We start from the raw sequence: 18,528 nt of genomic DNA, 5'->3' as shown, positions 1-18,528 counted from the left end.
GGAGTTTTAGAGGAATGGTCCTGGGCTGCATGCTGGGAATAACCCTGTGGTTGTTTGCACCCCCCGCCTGGGCAATGACCACCATTCAACTGTATGATTTAGACTATCAAAGCTGCCCCACTGAATTGTCCGAGGGCGCTGTGACGAGCGGCTCTAGCAGTGCGGCGAATTGCTTTATCGTCATCGGCAAAGCCAACAATCCCTCGGGGGAAACCGTTTACGATGCCGATGTATTCGGTCGGATCTACGATGTGAATCACAATAACGTGCTGCCCAACCGCACGCGCCTGGGCAGCCTGGAGGAAGTCCCCCCCGGAGAAAGTGATTTTGAACTGAGAATCTCGGTGGCGGCGAATTTGCCGACTCCGTTACAATTGGAGAATTTTAAAGCCCGAGGGTTTGCCGCTCGCGTCAAGCCTCTGCTCCCGAATTATTGAAGCTGTGTTACCGGTGCGACTCCCACATCGGGAATGGTGCGACTAAGGCAATGGGGGGAGAGGGGGCGATGCGCCTGGGAAGCGATCGCTTCCCCTGAGTCTCCCATGAATTGCCCAGTGCCCTAAATCCCCATCGAGGCTCCGGTTAAGCTCCCGAAAAAGCCGGCGACGACTTGCAAAATCAAAATCGCCAAGATGGGCGAAAAGTCAATCCCGCCTAAGGGGGGAATGAAAGAGCGGAAAATATTCAAATAGGGATCGGTAAGCTGGCTGACGATGGAAAAAGGTGGGTCGTACCAGTTGACATTCGGAAACCAGCTTAAAAGAATCCGAATAATCAACAGCACTAAATAAAATTGCAAAAATGTAGCCAAACTGGTGGCGATTAAGTCAATTGCTGGATTCATCGTTTTTTTGCTCGTGGTTATTTGCTAGACTGAGCGTCTTTAAAGCCTTATTCTCAGTCTAATCTATTGCCGCCGTTTCCGGAGGCACAATCGCTCAGGGATGGGGGTCTTTTGCGCCGCGATCGCCGAAAGCCACCATACCGATTCCTTATGATTCTTCTCGAACCGATTGGGGTTGGGTTTCCTCTAGTGCAGTGCCATTCACGTGGCTCAACTGGTGCCGCACGTCATCAATGGCGTCATTGAGTTGGGCGATTTTGTTTTCCAAAGACCGACGCGCGGGTTCCATACTCTCGTCTCGCTGTAGCTGACGTTTTCTCAGCTTGCTGGGTTTTTCCCCGTTGGGTTTGCCATTTTCGCTCGGCGGGCTTTCTTCGGAGAGTTTCGACCCGATGATGACTCCGATCGCACCCCCGATCGCTCCGCCCAGAAGGGTTCCCACGATGAATCCACCAGTAAAATTATCTCGATTGCTCATAAGTTTAGCCTGAATGAGTGTGCTGCTTGTGCTTTCAGCTTACCCTTTGCTCATTCTCCCTGCATAGCGCGTTCAGTGCAGGCGATCGCGCTTGCTAGGCCCGATCCAGAGGCATCCCCTAGGTGGCAAAGGCGCGATCGCCTGCATCCCCCAATCCGGGCACGATAAACCCTTGCTCGTTTAGCGTCTCATCAATGCAAGCGGTGTAAATATTCAAACTCGGATAGCTCTGACTCAGTTGTTGCAGGGCCGGGGGTGCCGCCACTACGGCAATAATCCGGATGTTCGCCGGATCTGCCCCCCGTTTCACCAGCTCTTCCATTGCCATCTTTATCGTACCCCCAGTGGCAAGCATCGGATCGCTGAGCAATACCCGCGTCTGTGGCTCGAATTGGTCCGGCAGTTTGTTTAAATAACACTTCGCTTCTAGGGTTTCTTCGTTTCGTTCCATCCCAATGTGGTAAATCGAGGCAAGGGGCAACACCGGTAGCGCCCCTTCTAATAATGCCAAACCCGCTCGCAAAATCGGCACCACCACCATCGGTACCTGTGGATTCACAAAGGTGGCGGCACATTCGGCTAAGGGGGTCTGCACTTGGGTTTCCACCACTGGCAACCAGTCGCGACATGCCTCGTAGGTTAACCACCGTCCTAACTCCGTCATCGCGCTGCGAAATAGCGCCGGTGGGGTATCCGCATCCCGGGCAATCCCCAGCCAGTGCTGGATTAACGGATGGGGCGGAACGTAAACGCGCATTTGTATGGTCATAAGCTTCGGCTGCGATTCCCACTTCTTCTAGGTTGGAGACCTGTCCGATTGTACTGCTTTCTGGCCATCGAGATCTATCATTGCTGAGGACTTACGCGCGCTCCTCGTCCCAGTCACCAGGAGAATAACGGGTGGCTTTCGAGGCAAGCCACCCTACCGTCAAAAAAAATTTTGAAAAAAATTCTCAGTAAGTATTGACAAAAATTTTCAACAAGGCTATAGTTGCTTACAGTGTTCTCCTCTCAAAAGGATCGGCAGGCGGGATTGGTCAGCAGTGGCAGACCGGTCCCGTATTTCTTTTTGAGGTCGGGATGCAAGGGTTTCCGGGCAGGTTGGGCGTTCGATGGTGCCCCCCACAACTGGCATCACCGGCCCTTCACCGGGGGCGATCGCGCACCAAAGGCCCACCCCTGCGCCTCCCCCGAACCCCATTCGCAATTCTCCATTCCCCCGTCTCCTCCCCCCCCGGTAACCGAAAACCGGGTAAACTCAATTACAATAGGCACAAAAGTACGCGCGCACAGCAAATTGATGGTATCTGCTTCCACCCTTAGCCCACCGCAAACCCAAACCTTTGACGCGATCGTCATTGGATCCGGCATTGGCGGACTGGTCACCGCCACTCAACTCGCCGCTAAAGGAGCGAAAGTCCTGGTTCTGGAAAGCTATGTGATTCCCGGCGGGAGTTCCGGGTCTTTTGAACGCAACGGCTATTGCTTCGACGAAGGAGCTTCGATGATCTTCGGATTTGGCGATCGCGGCACCACCAACCTCCTCACCCGCGCCCTCGAGGCGGTGAATGTCAGCCTCGAAACCATTCCCGACCCGGTGCAAATTCACTATCACCTGCCCAACGGTCTAGACCTGCAAGTTCACCGCAATTACGAACGATTTTTACAAGAATTAATCCAACGCTTTCCCCACGAAAGGGAAGGCATTCGCAAGTTTTATGACGAATGCTGGAAGGTGTTTAATTGCCTCAACGCCATGCCGTTGCTGTCTTTAGAAGAACCCCGTTATTTGATGCGGGTGTTTTTCCAGCATCCCCTCGCTTGTTTGGGATTGGTGAAATATTTACCCCAAAATGTGGGGGATATCGCCCGCCAGTACATCTCAGATCCGCAATTGCTGAAATTTATCGATATCGAGTGTTATTGTTGGTCCGTGGTGCCGGCACAGATGACGCCGATGATTAATGCGGGAATGGTGTTTTCCGATCGCCACTATGGCGGAATTAACTATCCCAAAGGGGGTGTGGGGCAAATTGCCCGCCGCTTAGCGGCAGGATTGCAAAATGCCGGAAGTGAGATTCGCTATCAAGCCCGGGTGGAAAAAATTATCGTGGAAAACAATCGGGCGGTTGGAGTTAAGTTGGCGACGGGGGAAGAATATCGCGGGCGGCGCATCGTCTCTAATGCCACGCGCTGGGATACCTTTGATAAGTTACTCGGCGATCGCCAACTGCCGCGATCGGAACGCAAATGGCGCGATCGCTACCAAAAATCTCCCAGTTTCCTCAGCTTGCACTTAGGCGTGGAAGCCTCTGTCTTGTCGCCGGATACCGCTTGTCACCATATTGTAGTGGAATCCTGGAACCAGATGGAACAGCCTTATGGGACGATTTTTGTCTCGATTCCCACCCTGCTCGATCCGGACTTAGCCCCGGAAGGCTATCATATCCTGCATGTGTTTACCCCCAGTTGGATCGAGGATTGGCAGGGGATGACCCCGGGCGAGTACGAAGCGAAGAAAGAGGAGGCGGGATGGCAGATTATCGATCGCTTAGAAGCGATTTTCCCCGGGTTAGATGCACGGTTAGATTACATGGAAGTGGGCACCCCGCGATCGCACCGCCGCTTTTTAAATCGCGCGGATGGCACCTACGGTCCGATTCCCCAACGCAAGTTAATGGGATTGTTGGGAATGCCGTTTAATCGCACCTCGATTCCGGGCCTGTACTGTGTTGGCGATAGTACCTTCCCGGGTCAAGGGTTAAATGCGGTGGCGTTTTCCGGATTTGCCTGCGCCCATCGGATTGCAGTGGATTTGGGGTTGTAGGGCCTCCCTGCAGAGGCTAGAAACCGGGAAAGTCCGGCGGGGATTAAAATCCCCGCCTCATCGCTGAAGTGGGTTAAAAGCCGAGTGAAAACATTATCTGGCAAGGCTTTTAGTCGGTTTCAACCAACCCCTCGATCGCCCCAGGGGGTTTGAATTCCCTGGGGCGAGTGACTAGCGCTGCTTATGCCACCTCAAATATCTCGACGATGCGATCGACTTCCCCTCTCGCATAGTCGAGAGCTGACTCCGGGGAGTCAAAGGGCATGAGATTGTAATTGCGATATCCCTCGGGACTGTGGATCTCGTAAAAAAATATATCATCCACCGCCAGGGGCAAGAGAATCCACCCGCGATAGAGTTCTCCGCGCATATCTGGGTTAGCCATCATCTTTCCTCATTAATATGTGGGTTTGTTAAATCATGGATTCTTTAAATTTAAACTTTACCAACTGGCGGGCGATCGCGTCTAAATGAGTTGTTAATTGGTAATTTAAAATTTGATATTTCCCCAAAAATTGTCTCCTAGGCAGTACAGAGCCTCCTGGTTAATTACCACAAAAACTTTATTTTGTCAACAAAAAGTCGGGGTGGGAGAGGAAGTTGCGGCTCGGCGAGTTTTCCGTATTTTTTCGGATAAATTCAAAAAAGTTTACAATCCGTGAAAACCTTACAGGTAAAAGGTTTTAGGCGATTTATGGCGAAAAATCAACCGGATTGCGATCGACATCACCGAGGAAACCGATCGCGATCGCATTCACAAAACGTCATTCTTCGTTACATTTGTTAACAAGAAGCGAAAACCACGAACAAACGAGGACTTCACGAATGACATTTACCACCGACAACACCTTCGCCGCCCAAACGTTCAATCCCGTGGATGCAGTCAGCACCACCGTAGAGAGCATCAAGCGCCTCAGCGCAGACGAGCAACTGGGTTTGCTGTGGGTGATTTACACCGAAATGGGGCGTTCCATCACCCCCGCCGCCACCGGTGCAGCGCGTCTGCAATTCGCCCAAGGGTTGCTCGACAAGATTAGAGAAATGGCTCCCAACGAGCAATTAAAGTTCATGCAAGATTTAGCCAACCAGGTTAATACCCCGCTGACGCGCGCCTATGGCGTTCTTTCAGCGAACAACAAGCTGGCATTCTGGTATCAGTTGGCGGTTTGGATGGAAGAAGGAACAGTCATCCCGGTTCCGGACTACTACAAACTATCCGATGCAGCATCGAACTTGTTTGGCAAGATTTGCTCCCTCGAATTCAACCAACAAATCACCCTGCTTCGCAAGATTGTGGTAGATATGGGAATCGACCCCCTCGCCTAGAGTGATTCCCCTTCCTCCCCTAGGGTATTTCAAGCTGGACAATTAACGAGAACCTCGGGCACGTCAAACGTGCCCTTTTTTGTGATAAAGTTTTGCTTAACCCACCCATAAAAAAAGTTGGGGGGGGGGAGACGGTGTTTCTTCCCCAGGTTGCGGGGGAGTCGGCAAGCGATCGCGCCATTCTACGGGACTTTCCAGAGAATTGCACGAGTCCGAGACAGAGGCGACAGATTCCTAGCTGAGGCAAATCCAAGGGACGCACATTATAGCATAGAGAAAGAAAAATGTCAGAGATCTGCATCACGCCCAGCCCTAATTCTCCACACAAGAATTGAGGATGTAGATCGCTCCCGATCGCCGATCGCAGTCACATAGAGGATAGACAGCGATCGCAGCCAAATCTGCCGGGATCGGCGATACTAAAGATATAGAAATCACCCGAACCCCGAAACGTTGTTTTTTGAGAGAACTCCCATGCTTTCTAAACCTGGCTTTGGCGATCGCGAACTAGCCGACTCCTTTTACCAAGCCCTATTTAACCGATTTTACGATTCCTTTGACAGTCCCATTCAGACCCTACTCATCGACTGTCAATTTGGGCTTGCTCCCAGTCCCACGGGCGTGCAGACGTTTTTCATCCTAGCACCGAACATGGCGATCGCTGAAGAACTGACCCAGCGCATCGAAATTATCATCAAACGAACCAGCGATCTGATGGCGGGGATCGCTCAAACGGGTATTTGCGTCGCACCGCAAAAAGGGTCAGATCCAGAGAGTTCGCCTGGGAGAAGCAACGCTCCTGCACAATACATGTTAGCCAAAATCTTTCCCCACCCCTCTACAAGTCGCTGTAATGTCGATTAAAATCCGCAGGGGATCGCTGGGTAAGCCGGAGATAAACTGCCACAGGATTTAGCCAATCGGCATAAAAATGATAGAAGTTATTTGATAACTGATTATCTGTTGAACTTAAGCGCTTTTAGCGTTTCAGTGGGGGCGGACAGCAGTCTGCCCCCACCCCTAATTTAACCCGGGTGAAATTAAGATTTTGTCAGCACATAGATGCTGCCATTGTTGCCTCGCCCGATTCGCAAATCCTCATCGAGATAAGTGGTATCGAGCCAATTGTATTGCTCCGCGCGATCGACAGGAAACGAGAGGGCAGAAAAATCCTTTCCCGCTTCAATTTGCGCCACAAATTCAGCGGGAGAGCGATAATCAATTAAATTTTGCAATCCCACAATCCAGCGCTGGAATTTCACATCCACCCGACGTTCCGAAAGCGGTTGAATTTTTGCCGTAACGGACACAATTCCATCCAAAAACGGCAATCCGAGAATTTCCGCGATATTGTAAAGTTCCCCAGTAGCGGGGCGAATGCACTGATAGATTTGCCCCAACCCAATGATAGGGGGTAAATCGAGATTTAATAAATCGCCACTGGTGGTATAAAGCAGACGCCAGTCCCCTCCCAAGAGATCCCTCGCTTCCGTGGGGGATTCCGTGGGATTTTGCGCTTCTAAATCGGCGATCGCATTAAGAATTTCGATTTTTTCTTCAGGCGAAGCGAGCAACCCGCGATTTTTCCCCGCGATCGCCCGCAACAATTTCATTTTTTCGCTCATTTTGTCCCGTCTCCTTTCACTTCGCTTGACACAGCTATCAATAGTTTGAGCGTAACAAATCTGCCGCTTTTTCCGCGATCGCCACAGTAGGTGCATGAGTATTCCCCCCAACAACCGCAGGCATAATCGACGCATCCACCACCCGCAAATTTTCCACCCCATACACTTGCAAGCGCGAATTCACCACCGCCAGGGAATCGCTTCCCATTTTACAAGTACCCGCCGGATGATAAAGGGTTTCGGCACTATTGCGAATAAATTCGGCAATCTCTTCTTCTTCCTGGCACTCGGATCCCGGAAAAACCTCCCCCCCGCGAAAGCCATCGAACGGCGATGCTTGCAGAATGTTTCGACAGAGTTTTATCCCCGCGCTTAACACCCGTAAATCCGCCTCCCTCGCCAGATAATTCGGTTGAATGCGCGGTGCATCGAATGCAGAAGAGGAAGCTAAACGAATCGAACCGCGACTTTCCGGATGCAACAACGTTGCCCCCAAACTGAACCCATGTCCCCGGGGTTTTTGCAACCCATGTTCCAAGAAATAAAGCGGCGCGAAATGAAATTGGATATCTGGTTGTAACAAATCCGATTGAGTTTTGACAAATCCTCCGGCTTCGGCAATATTAGAAGTCAGCGGTCCGCGTTTGAATAGCAAATATTGCAGCCAGTTTGCCGCTGTATTTGCTTTATCTAAGGAAATGGGTTGTTTGCATTGATAAACCACGCCAGCGATTAAATGATCCTGCAGATTTTCTCCGACTCCGGGCAAATGTACCACCACGGGAATGTTCAAAGACTGCAAACGATCGCGATCGCCAATTCCCGAAAGCATGAGAAGCTGAGGAGAATTAATCGCCCCGCCGGCGAGAATCACCTCGCGGTTGCTATAGGCGCGATCGCATTTTCCCCCCGGACCGACGAATTCCACTCCCACCACTCGAGTGCCTTCAAATAACAGACGAGTCACCAAGGTTTCGGTGCGAATCTGCAGGTTTTTGCGATCGCGACAGGGAGATAAATAGGCGGCGGCGGCGCTATGACGGCGACCCTGTTTTTGCGTCACCGGATAAAATCCCACCCCTTCCGCCTCTGGGTGATTCAAATCCTCCCGACGCTGCAAACCCATTTCTACCCCTGCTTCCACAAAGGCGCGAGACAAGATATTTTTGTCGCGTAAAGATTCCACATTGAGCAATCCCCGAGTTCCGTACAATTCACCCGTACTGACTTGGTAATTTTCCGCTTTTTTGAAATAGGGCAGCAAATCGGAAAATCCCCAGCCAAAATTGCCTAATTTTGCCCAATTATCGTAATCTTGTTGGTGTCCGCGAATGTAAATCATCGCATTGATAGAACTGCTACCCCCGAGGACTTTGCCCCGGGGCCAATACAGTTGGCGCTGATTCATGTGGGCCTGTGGTTCGGTGTAATAATTCCAGTCCAATTCGCTGTGAAATACTTGGGAAAATCCAGCCGGAATGTGAATGGCAAGCTGGCGATCGCGTTTTCCCGCTTCTAATAACAAAACCCGGATATTGGCATCGGTACTCAAGCGGTGGGCGAGGACGCAACCCGCCGAACCGGCACCGACAATAATATAGTCATAAATCATCGTTACATTCAAAGGTTTAGGGTGGAAAATGGATAGAGGGGAAATGCGCCCTAAAGGGTGATGGCGGTTATTTTATCGGTTTTGCCCGCCCGATCGCTCTGTTAGTCGGGATTTTGTTAAATACAATCCGCTATTTCCCCGCGCATTGTCAAGGGGTTAGCCCCTCACCCGGGTGGGGCTAGGCGCGCAGAACGCCTGAGTAAAACTGCGGAGAAGAGGGGCAATTTTTCCGCATATTTACGGAAGGATTAAAATCGAAAAACTCGTATTTTTCCTGATGTCAAAACCCATTTTAATGGGCACAATAGAAGCAGAAAGATAAACATGCTGGTACACCTTCCTTGAAAAACCCTGCTCCTCACCCCAGGAGAGGGTTTTTTTGTGTTTGAATTGCGGCGATCGAGCAAAAAAAGCCGCACCGGAGAAAGGGAGAGCCAAATGCGGACAGAGTGGTTCCGATGGGGGCTAATTTAAAACTTTTCACAACTGTATTCTGGAGACCAACTGAGTCCTCAGTTGCGGTATTTTTCTTAATTTTATTCCCTTATGCTCTTGACGAAATGATTTTTTTGTGGTATTCAAATGGCGAGACTCAATTCATCAGCGAGAGAGTCAATTTGTCAATTTGAATGCGGGTGAGGTGGGGAGAGTGGGTGAATGCTTCGCCGAGTTACCCCTTTCCGGCAATTCTCCACCTCGCCGCTGCGGATAAGAGGGATTGTCCGGGCAAATGTCGGGAAACCATAACAATTTGGCCGGATTTCGAGGGGCGATAGGAGCCAAATGCTAAGGGATATTTTTCATAAAATTTGCAATAAAATTTAGGGAAAGCGAAAGCGGCTCAAGCTAGAAGATGAAAGAGAAAAGAGCGTTACACCGATAGAGGGAAATATTGAAGCGCTAAAAAATTAAGCGCCTAAGGCGAAAAAAGAACGCGATCGCCCCTATGATAGAAAACAACCACTTATCGCAATGGAGAGCAATGAACCTAGGAGACATCGGCAAACTCAGCGAAAAAGCGACAGAACAGGCGAATGCAATGGCACAGGGAAGTGCAGAACTGAGCGAGCAAGTCGTTCAAATGGGGGTAGATCGAGCCATTACCACCGTTCAAAACGTTGTAGAGCGCATTAAAGAAAGCGACATTCCCGTAGAGGATATCGACGTTAAAACCGACATGAACATTGGGGTAGTTCACCTGAGTATGGCTTTTACCGTGCAACTGAAAGACGAGCAAAATAACCGCACTGGGTTGGCAAATTTTGGCAACGATTCACCTGGGGAAAATCCCTGTCTGGCGACAGGGATTTTCCGACAATGAAACCGATTGTTTCCTGCACAGAAGGGGTGGGGGCGGTGAAAAAGCGATCGCAAAAAGCCCCAGTACAAAAAGAAGTGGCGGCGCAAGCAAGCTTTCCTGCGTCTGCGGGGAATCCTCAAAAAAAGCGTTGACTTGCCCGATAGGAAATCAGCGCAAATACCACGGTCTGTGGCATGATGAGAAATGCGCTTCTAATGAAAAAATCCCGATGACCAATAAGCTGGAATTGCCGCAGTTACAGATAAAGCCAACCTCGGTGCTGATGGCATTCCTTTCCCTATCAATTGCATTAATTGCGGTTTCTTTTGCGGCTATTTTTATCCGCTGGATGGAACTCGAACTCGGTCCGAATGCCACCATTTTTAATCGGTTGTGGATTGCTTCGGTGGTGTTGGGAGGATGGACCGCCCTGAATCAGCAACGGGCGAGATTGACGGATGAGACGCTAACGCGAGAGAAGCGATCGCTCACCCGAGAGGATTTCTGGTTGTTAATTGCAGTGGGCACCGTTGCGTCTACCTCTCTCGGATTTTGGGCCTGGTCCCTGACGCAAACCAGGGTTGCCAATTCTACCGTACTGCGAAACCTGACCCCGATTTTTACCTGTTTGGGAGGGTGGTTGATTTGGGGGAGGCGTTTTGACGGCAGATTTTTAAGTGGGATGGCGATCGCCCTAGTGGGGGCGATCGCCCTGGGTGTCAGCGACTTGCAGATTGCCACGGAAAATTTTCTTGGCGATGCAGCAGCATTAGTGTCGGCGATGTTTTACGGGATTAATTTATTAATCGTGGAACAACTGCGCGGAAAATTGCCGGCGAGTCGGATTTTGCTGTGGCGCTGCGCGATCGGCACCCTGTTAACTCTGCCAATCGTCCTGTGTACCGAAACGAGAGTGTTTCCCGCCAGTCCCACCGGATGGTTGAGCGCGATCGCCCTGGCGGTCATTTGCCAAGCGATCGGCCAAGGATTGCTGGTGCATAGCCTGAAGCGATTGTCTGCCGCTTTCGTGGCGATCGCCCTGCTACTCGAACCGATTCTGACGACCATTTTAGCTTGGATTTTCTTTGCCGAACAATTAACATTTTCTAATGGCTTAGCTTTTGCCGTGGTGTTAGTGGGCATTTATCTCGCCAAATCCAGCCAATCGACCCAGAAGGCATAAGCGCGCCCCACAAGTTTTCGCTCCTCTCACTCCCGCGCGAAAAACTGGATTTTCCCCAGAGTTTTCGCCCATTCATTCCGAAAAAACCATCCACCATCTAGGATTGCCAATCAAACTGCAAATGACTGCAAAAACCCTGCCGAAAACCCACTTCGACTACAACATTACGTTACTGCCAACTTATCTGGAAAAACTGTTTTCGCGCTTGCGAATCGCCGTGATTCATGGCGGCGATCCCAACCGCGAAGGCGCAGTTATTTACAAAACCCACAATCCACGAGCTACGAAAACCTATGAAGCAGTGGCCCATGATATTGCCAATGCCCTGCGCGCGATCGGATTTCAGCATGTTTTTGTCATGGCGGATGATATGACATTGCCGGCAAAACTGAAGCAATACAATATCCATTTGGCATGGTTGAATACCGGGGGAGTGCAAGGCTACAATCCCGTGGCACACACGCCGGCTTTATTGGAAATGCTGGGGGTGCCTTATGTGGGACATAACCCGCTTAATAGCTCTACCCTGGATAACAAACATGCCTTCAAACGGGAATTGCAAGCGTTAGGAATTAAAACCGCTCCATTTATGACCTGGCACCCGTCCCAAGACTTGGGCGATCGCCGCTTGCAAGAGCGTTTGACCCAGACTTTCGGTGACTATCGCGGTCCTTTTCTGGTTAAACCGATTTCTGGTCGCGCTTCGTTAAATATCCATGTGGTGGATACTGTGGAGGCGATCGCCCCTGCAGTGCAACAGGTTCATCGCGTGACTCACAATACTGCCCTGATTGAAACCTATCTCCCTGGGCGCGAGTTTTGCGTGTCGGTGTGTGGTTATGTCACCCACAAAAAGGGGGAATTTCACAAAAATCCTCAACCCTTTGCTTTCTCGACCATTGAGCGCGTTTTGGAAAAAGACGAACGCATTTTTACCTCAATGGATAAAAAGGCAATTACCGTGAATCGAATGCGATTGGTGGGAAATGATGACGGAGAATTGAAGCAAGAATTAATCGAGCTAGCGCGGCGAATTTACTGGGATTTTAGTTTGAATACTTTGGTGCGAATTGATATTCGCGCGGATGAAAATGGCGTGCTGCACGTCTTGGAAGCTAATCCTAAGCCGGATTTGAAACGTCCCACGGAAAATGTTACCAGTTTGGTGGTGCAAGGGTTGGGAGAGTACCAGATGAGTTATGAGGATTTGATTCTGAGTTTAATTGGCGATCGCTTGGATTATTTGTTTACTCATCATCTGCACATTATTCCGCATATTGTGGCTTTGCTCGATTAATTTTTCGCCAATTTGGAGTAAATCAGCCTACCGTATGGTGCTTGACGCCCCGCAACCAAGGAAGGGGAAAATTACCCGATGAAATCCGGGGCGTCAAGCACCGTTATTCTGAATTATTCCCCGATTTGAAATTAGCTTTTGATTCCCAATAAACGGGCGGGATTTTCCCGTTTCATTATCTGGATTTCCCGGGGAGAAATGCCGGCGGCGAGCAACTTTTCTAGAAAGCGTTTGTAGCCTTCTGCCGGCAGGGGATCGCCGGGGCGACCCAAATCGGTGCTGAGGATAAAATGCTGCGCCCCGATCGCGCGAATGGCTTGTGCCATTTCAGCCACAGAAACCCGATGCCATTTGTCATGGCCCGCCGCCACTGCATTTTCTCCCATCAATTCATTGACGAATGCTAGTTCTAAAATCGCGCCCATTTCCGCACAGTGACGCATCTGGTCGAGGGATAATCCCGGAACATCAGCCATTGCATGAGTGACGACAATATTTTCGATGCCCAGTTGACGTGCTTTGTCAATGACGAGCATGACTTCTGTGGGGGAAATGTGGCCGGTTTCGAGGATTAAATGTTTCTCGGCGATGAGTTTGAGCAACCCTTCGGTTTGGGGAGAAAGGGTGCCGTTTTCGGCGATTTTGATGCCGGGGCCGGGTTTGTCAAACACTTTCAGATGATAGTCGGCATCGGTAGTAGGCAACCAAACAATTTTGGCGCGATCGCCCCCGAGTTTGGTCATTGCTTCCACCGCATCCGGGTTGATGCCGCCCACCGGTTGATTTAACACGATTCCGCCAAAAATTTCGATGTTGGGAACGATTTTGCTGGCTAAAACTGCGCGATCGGCGGTGGTGGTGACGTGATTTTTCAAGACGATCGCTTTCATCCCGGCATTTGCCGCCATCTGCGCCAATTCAAAATCATCGATGCTGCGGTTGATGATATCTGGTGCAGAATGAACGTGAAAGTCAATTGCGCCAAACAGGGGGTTGGAATTGTTAGGGGAAGAGGGTTGAGTGTTTTCGGCGGAAGACGGATTGGGGAGGGCCGGAAAAGTCACGTTTTGAGTGCCTGGGATTTCGTCACTGGGGTAATGAGCGATCGCCAGGGCCAATGGCGGTGAAGGAATGGCGATCGCGAGTAAAAAACACAGTAGCGCGAGGGCGATCGCGCTGAAGTACCGATGCTTTGCTTTTCCCTTCACTGATGTTTCGCGCCTCGGAAGCCAGGAGTTTTGTCAATCGTTAATCTATAACTCTACCAAAGATGTCACAATAAAAAAAGAAGCTTAATAATTTTTTCCAATTTGACTCATGTTTTTGATGCCCCTCATCCTGACGAGTTTTGTGGCGTGGTTTATCAGTACCTTAGCGGGTGGTGGGAGTCCCATTGTGCTGATTCCCCTGGTAAATTTCATGTTGGGGCCACTAGCGGTCGCGCCAGTGATTACCACCGGGATGTTAGTGGGGAACTCGCAGCGCATTGGTTTATTTTGGGGGGATATTAATTGGACGGTGAATCGGTGGTATTTTCCTGGCGCGATCGCCGGTGCGGTACTTGGGGCCTATACCTTTACCCATTTGGATCTCGAATGGCTGCAATTGCTAATTGGCGTTTTTCTGGTGATTAGCATTGTCGGCTTTTGGTTGAAGAAAAAAGAGAGTGCCTTGCAGGTGCGCGATTGGCATTTTTTGCCCGGAGGGTTTTTCTATGCGTTTATTTCCGGCGCGATCGGCAGTAGCGGTCCGCTGTTGAATCCACTTTATTTGAAATATGGTTTGGTTAAAGAAGAAATGATTGCCACCAAAGCCTCCCATGTGGTGGTGATTCACGTCGCCAAGATGTTGACATATTTCGCCTTTGGTGCATTAACGCCGCAGTATCTCCTGTACGGACTGGCGATCGGGCTAGCTGCCTTACCGGCTAACCTTCTCGGACGATACATTCTCAGGAAGATGAACGAAAACACCTTTCGCCAAATCGTCTTTGCCTCAATGGCGATCGCCGGCGTGTTGATGGTCTGGGAGCAAAGAAGTTTAATCGGATGGCAGTAATTGTCAGTTCGTTATTCGTTATCCCCGAGAAGTGGGCGAGGCGGGAATTGTGGCGATGGTGAGGACAGGATCCACAATTCTTTCTGAGTCTGGTACGCTTGTGGCAGGGGTTTTGAAAAAAACGCCCAGTGAGTACAGTTTGAACAATTGACGTCGATCGCAGGAGAATCAATCGTGGTACAAAATCGAGAAGGACAAAAAGTGCCCGAGGCAACGTTTAAAATCCGTCAGGATGGAGAATGGCGCGAGGTGACAACCCAGGATTTGTTTGGGGGGAAAACCGTCGTTGCCTTTGCCCTTCCCGGGGCATTTACGCCCACCTGTTCTTCATCCCACGTGCCCCGCTACAACGAATTAGCGCAAGTTTTTGAAGAAAATGGCGTTGACGACATTATTTGTATTTCCGTCAACGATACCTTTGTGATGAATGAATGGCAGAAAGAACAAAATGCCAAAAACATCACCTTTGTGCCCGATGGAAATGGGGAATTTACCGACAAAATGGGAATGTTGGTGGACAAAGAAAACTTAGGGTTCGGTCAGCGATCGTGGCGCTACTCGATGCTGGTCAAAGATGGGGTCATCGAAAAGATGTTTATCGAACCCGAAGTTGAGGGAGATCCGTATGAAGTCTCCGATGCCGATACGATGCTCAACTACATCAATCCCGACGCAAAAGAGCCAAAATGCGTGTCGATTATCACCAAAGAAGGATGTCCGTATTGTGCCCGGGCGAAGCAAGCGTTAAAAGAGCGCAACATTGAATTTGAAGAACTGCTGTTGAACAAAGATGTATCCAATCGGTCTTTGCGGGCGATGAGCGGGGCAAATACCGTCCCCCAAGTGTTTATCGACGGAGAATACATTGGCGGGTCAGAAGCACTGCAAGACTATTTACAAAAACAGGGCAGTTAAGCCGCTTGGCATTGAATTGGCGATCGCGACTTAAAGAAGGGGATTAGGCAAAGTCTAGTCCCTCATTTCAGGGAAAGCAACGCAATATGTTCCGTCAATTTAATAACAAGTCCGTAGCACCGGTAGGGTGGGCAACGCCCACCGCCGGCAAGAGTGGAACCCACCGCCCGGAGGTTCTCTCGGCGTTACCGTGGAAGTTATTTTACTTCAGATTCGGAAGATTCTGAGAGGAGATGTTGTGGGCGATCGCCATTGCCATTGCGGCCATTGTTGAGCAATTCCAGGGAACTTTGGAACACCACCGATTGTTGCGGCACGCCGATGTCGATTTGCATGTCATCCAAAAGGATTTTAATCCGACGGCGGAACTCGCGTCCGACACTCCAGTGTTGTAGGGGTTTAGTTTTAATCCAGATGCGGATTAAAATGCCGGCGTGGTCGATATCGTCAATGCCCAATACTTCCGGGCGATCGATAATTTTCTCGCGCCATTGACGCTGGCTGTAAATGTCATCCGCCAATTCTTGCAGAACCGCCAGGACTTTATCCACATTGCTGTCATAAGACACCTCGATAGTGAGGTCTACCCGCGCCCATTCTTTCGAGAGATTTTGTACGATCGCAATCGCCCCATTGGGAATCGTAATCAGACGACCTTCTCCATTGCGAAGTTGAGTAATCCGGAGGTTCATATTTTCCACCAAGCCGCCCACATCGCCGACCACGATCACATCACCCACAGCGAATTGGTCTTCAAACAAGATTAGAAAGCCATTAATGGTGTCTTTGATTAAGCTTTGGGACGCCAGAGAAATGCCCAAACCAATGATTCCAGCACCGGCGAGAATCGGGCCGAGGTCGATGCCGATCGCCCCCATTGCCATGAGGATGCCGATACCGATTAAAGTAGCAGCGCTGAGACTTTTGAATACCGCAGAGAATGTGGAAAAGCGCAAAGCAACGCGGCGAGAGGCATCCGCATCCAGGAAGGTGCCATCTTGCAGGGCAGAAAAGAAGCGATCGATTAACACCGCGCTCACCCGCACCCCCACATAGGTGCCGAAGAGAACCACGAGCAACTTCAAAGGGAGGGGCAACACAGAGAGCATCACGGGCTGGATCCAGCGGGTATAGGGAAACAGGCCCACAATCAGATAGAATCCACCGCCCCACACCACAACTTGAGTGAATTGAACCACCCGACGACCGAGATCGTTGAGGTTGAGTTGCTGGCGCAGAGACATTTTGTGTTGCAACTCAGAGATGGATTCGGTTTGTTGTCGCTCAATGGCGGATTCCGACTCCACGGGATTCGGTTCCGGGGAACTGGAAGTCGGAACCGCTTGAATATCAGGCAAGGTTTCCGGTGGGGAGGTTTCCGAGGCGATGGTATTGCGTTTGCGAGCGAGCTGTCTTTGCACCAGCAGGAGAGCCAAACTCGCCACCAGGGTACCGCAGGCGATCGCCCCGCCCAAAAATGCCTGTTCGAGGAGATACTGGGGTTGGCGTTCTTGTTCTGCGCGCAGTAACGCCTGCCGAATTTGTTCTGACCACTGTTGTGCCAGGGTTTCGGGAGGCAGACCTTGGAGTTCCGCATCTAAGGTAGTCACCGTCAAGAGACTGATGGGGTCTTCTTGGGGCGACCACTTCGCATAGATGACTGGTAAACGATTGAGCAGTGCGGGGAACACTTGCAGTTGTTCGGCATCCAAATCCTTTTTTAACAGCTCTTTGAGTTGATTTTCGATGGCGTTATCTCGATAGGATTCCGTGAGCGCCACAGAAAAGAGTTGGCGTCCGTCCAGGTAAATCGGAGTTTGGGGAATTGTGGAGGGATTCGCACCAAAGTCCAACAATCCATCCAAAGGGTTGGAGGTTGGGGGAGACTCTTCCGGTGAATCGGGCGCGGATTCGGCGTTGGGGTCTGAAGTGTCGGGGGATTCTTCTGTAGGAGTTTGGGTTTGCGGGAGTGGGAGTTGGGCGAGAGGGGCAGACATCGAGAGAGGAGCGAACGTCAGGAGGTGAATGGTGGTAATCGCGCTGACGCGAATGGCGCGAATGGCGATCGCCACCCCGACCCACTGCTTTTTTCTGATTTTTCTGGCCTTCGATAGTTGACTTGTTTTGCAGTCCATGATATTCGCTCGGTACCCTTTGACGTGAAAAAAATTCATCCTGATTCCAACTGATTATGTTAGCGGGCTTTTAATAGTTCAACAAAATTATCCACCCTCCTAGACAAAACTTGACAATTCTCTTTGATGTTATGCTAAAATCCGAGATTAATTAATAAACAATGGAACTTGATAAAGTGGTCAAAGTCACTAATGCCTTCCTTCTCAGCAAAAATCTACGGACGGCGTTCAGCACAGAGGAAAAAACGAGATGCAGTTAGTGGAAAGGCATCTAATCAAGAAGACTGATAAATACTAGCGACAGTGTGATGCTATCTGCTTTAAAGCCAAAAACCTCTATCACCTCTGTAATTATTACATGAGGCAAGGATTCTTCCACAGGGGTCAAGTATGCTCTAACACCAAGCTGTATCACTTAGTTGCCGATTCAGATGCCTACCAGCAAATGCGATCGACGAAGATAGCTTGCTCTTTAATTAGGCAGGTATGTCAGGCTTGGAGCGGTTATTTTAAAGCCTATAATAATTTGAGGATTAACCCAGAAAAATATTTAACTAACCCCAAAATACCCAAGTACAAAGACAAGCTTAAAGGTAGTTTTTTAGCTCTTTATAAACGGTCTAAAGCCATCTATAAAAAGCCTTTAGCAGAAATAATTTTTCACCGGTTCCACAGTGACATAATCAATTATGTCAAATCTAATGGTCTCGATATTTTAGTAGTGGGAAAGAACGAGGGATGGAAGCAGAAAGTAAATATTGGGAAGCGCAATAACCAGAATTTTGTACAAATACTTGACGGCAAGCTAATTGAGATGCTGGACTATAAATGTCAGTTAGCTGGCATTAAGTTAGTCATCAGAAATTAGGGTTGGTAAGGGGGAGAACGGAAACCCTCGTCATTTATGCGTAGGGAGGAGTTCTCCCCC

General features: G+C 50.0%; 19 protein-coding genes. 11 read left to right on the top strand and 8 right to left on the bottom strand.

The features are described 5' to 3' along the window. Nucleotides 1–14: 14 nt before the first annotated feature. Nucleotides 15–437 (top strand): hypothetical protein, encoded by a 423-nt coding sequence (locus LKK83_RS21265; RefSeq protein ID WP_324633357.1) that lies wholly within the window; start codon nt 15–17, stop codon nt 435–437. A 122-nt stretch (nt 438–559) separates the two neighbouring features. Here the strand turns inward: LKK83_RS21265 and LKK83_RS21260 are convergent, their stop codons facing one another. The 3 genes from LKK83_RS21260 to upp form a co-directional block, all read right to left on the bottom strand. After that, on the bottom strand, nt 560–844 hold the full coding sequence (locus LKK83_RS21260) for a YggT family protein (protein ID WP_324633337.1): 285 nt from the start codon (nt 842–844) through the stop codon (nt 560–562). A gap of 148 nt (nt 845–992) precedes the next feature. Continuing rightward, nucleotides 993–1,322 carry a hypothetical protein gene (locus LKK83_RS21255; RefSeq protein WP_324633336.1) on the bottom strand — a complete coding sequence of 110 codons (330 nt, stop codon included), beginning with the start codon at nt 1,320–1,322 and terminating at the stop codon, nt 993–995. Between the two features lie 118 nt (nt 1,323–1,440). Continuing rightward, nucleotides 1,441–2,091: a uracil phosphoribosyltransferase gene (upp, locus tag LKK83_RS21250; protein WP_324633335.1), complete on the bottom strand. Its 651-nt coding sequence runs from the start codon at nt 2,089–2,091 to the stop codon at nt 1,441–1,443. Nucleotides 2,092–2,622: 531 nt separating this feature from the next. Here upp and crtH point away from each other — a divergent pair. After that, on the top strand, nt 2,623–4,149 hold the full coding sequence (gene crtH / locus LKK83_RS21245; protein ID WP_324633334.1) for a carotenoid isomerase: 1,527 nt from the start codon (nt 2,623–2,625) through the stop codon (nt 4,147–4,149). Nucleotides 4,150–4,330: 181 nt separating this feature from the next. Here the strand turns inward: crtH and LKK83_RS21240 are convergent, their stop codons facing one another. Further along, a complete protein-coding gene (locus tag LKK83_RS21240) occupies nt 4,331–4,537 on the bottom strand; it encodes a hypothetical protein (protein WP_324633333.1) in 207 nt (68 codons plus the stop codon). 437 nt (nt 4,538–4,974) lie between these two features. On the opposite strand from LKK83_RS21240, the gene LKK83_RS21235 reads away from it, so the two are divergent. After that, nucleotides 4,975–5,475, top strand: a complete 501-nt coding sequence (locus LKK83_RS21235; RefSeq protein WP_324633332.1) for an orange carotenoid protein N-terminal domain-containing protein — start codon at nt 4,975–4,977, stop codon at nt 5,473–5,475. A 474-nt stretch (nt 5,476–5,949) separates the two neighbouring features. Beyond that, entirely contained in the window at nt 5,950–6,339 is a 390-nt protein-coding gene (locus tag LKK83_RS21230) for a hypothetical protein (protein ID WP_324633331.1), read from the top strand. Nucleotides 6,340–6,515: 176 nt separating this feature from the next. On the opposite strand, the gene LKK83_RS21225 is transcribed toward LKK83_RS21230, so the two are convergent. Together LKK83_RS21225 and LKK83_RS21220 are read right to left on the bottom strand one after the other, a co-directional pair. Next, on the bottom strand, nt 6,516–7,100 hold the full coding sequence (locus tag LKK83_RS21225) for a PAP/fibrillin family protein (RefSeq protein ID WP_324633330.1): 585 nt from the start codon (nt 7,098–7,100) through the stop codon (nt 6,516–6,518). A 37-nt stretch (nt 7,101–7,137) separates the two neighbouring features. Further along, nucleotides 7,138–8,724, bottom strand: coding sequence for a GMC family oxidoreductase (locus tag LKK83_RS21220; protein ID WP_324633329.1), 1,587 nt, complete (start codon nt 8,722–8,724; stop codon nt 7,138–7,140). A gap of 970 nt (nt 8,725–9,694) precedes the next feature. Here LKK83_RS21220 and LKK83_RS21215 point away from each other — a divergent pair. The 4 genes from LKK83_RS21215 (at nt 9,695) to LKK83_RS21200 (ending at nt 12,492) form a co-directional block, all read left to right on the top strand. Then, nucleotides 9,695–10,033: a hypothetical protein gene (locus LKK83_RS21215; protein ID WP_324633328.1), complete on the top strand. Its 339-nt coding sequence runs from the start codon at nt 9,695–9,697 to the stop codon at nt 10,031–10,033. After that, on the top strand, nt 10,030–10,164 hold the full coding sequence (locus LKK83_RS21210) for a hypothetical protein (RefSeq protein ID WP_324633327.1): 135 nt from the start codon (nt 10,030–10,032) through the stop codon (nt 10,162–10,164). The genes LKK83_RS21215 and LKK83_RS21210 overlap by 4 nt, the downstream gene beginning before the upstream one ends. 77 nt (nt 10,165–10,241) lie before the next feature. Beyond that, nucleotides 10,242–11,195 carry a DMT family transporter gene (locus LKK83_RS21205; RefSeq protein ID WP_324633326.1) on the top strand — a complete coding sequence of 318 codons (954 nt, stop codon included), beginning with the start codon at nt 10,242–10,244 and terminating at the stop codon, nt 11,193–11,195. 121 nt (nt 11,196–11,316) lie between these two features. Continuing rightward, the gene (locus LKK83_RS21200; protein ID WP_324633325.1) at nt 11,317–12,492 is read left to right on the top strand and encodes a D-alanine--D-alanine ligase family protein; all 1,176 of its coding nucleotides are present in this window, start codon (nt 11,317–11,319) and stop codon (nt 12,490–12,492) included. Between the two features lie 131 nt (nt 12,493–12,623). Here LKK83_RS21200 and LKK83_RS21195 read toward each other — a convergent pair whose 3' ends face one another. Further along, nucleotides 12,624–13,700 carry a DUF6282 family protein gene (locus tag LKK83_RS21195; RefSeq protein WP_324633324.1) on the bottom strand — a complete coding sequence of 359 codons (1,077 nt, stop codon included), beginning with the start codon at nt 13,698–13,700 and terminating at the stop codon, nt 12,624–12,626. 109 nt (nt 13,701–13,809) lie between these two features. Here LKK83_RS21195 and LKK83_RS21190 point away from each other — a divergent pair, with 109 nt between their 5' ends. Next, nucleotides 13,810–14,550 (top strand): sulfite exporter TauE/SafE family protein, encoded by a 741-nt coding sequence (locus LKK83_RS21190; RefSeq protein WP_324633323.1) that lies wholly within the window; start codon nt 13,810–13,812, stop codon nt 14,548–14,550. 174 nt (nt 14,551–14,724) lie between these two features. Next, a complete protein-coding gene (locus LKK83_RS21185; RefSeq protein ID WP_324633322.1) occupies nt 14,725–15,465 on the top strand; it encodes a glutathione peroxidase in 741 nt (246 codons plus the stop codon). 197 nt (nt 15,466–15,662) lie between these two features. Here LKK83_RS21185 and LKK83_RS21180 read toward each other — a convergent pair whose 3' ends face one another. Continuing rightward, nucleotides 15,663–17,600 (bottom strand): mechanosensitive ion channel family protein, encoded by a 1,938-nt coding sequence (locus tag LKK83_RS21180; RefSeq protein ID WP_324633321.1) that lies wholly within the window; start codon nt 17,598–17,600, stop codon nt 15,663–15,665. 358 nt (nt 17,601–17,958) lie between these two features. On the opposite strand from LKK83_RS21180, the gene LKK83_RS21175 reads away from it, so the two are divergent. Further along, the gene (locus LKK83_RS21175; RefSeq protein ID WP_324633320.1) at nt 17,959–18,468 is read left to right on the top strand and encodes an IS200/IS605 family accessory protein TnpB-related protein; all 510 of its coding nucleotides are present in this window, start codon (nt 17,959–17,961) and stop codon (nt 18,466–18,468) included. The last annotated feature ends 60 nt before the right edge of the window (nt 18,469–18,528 follow it).

Source organism: Phormidium sp. CCY1219 (genome assembly GCF_035615515.1).
Lineage (GTDB): Bacteria > Cyanobacteriota > Cyanobacteriia > Cyanobacteriales > Laspinemataceae > CCY1219.
Note: the sequence above shows the minus strand (reverse complement) of the source record. Positions and strands in the feature narration are given on the sequence as shown.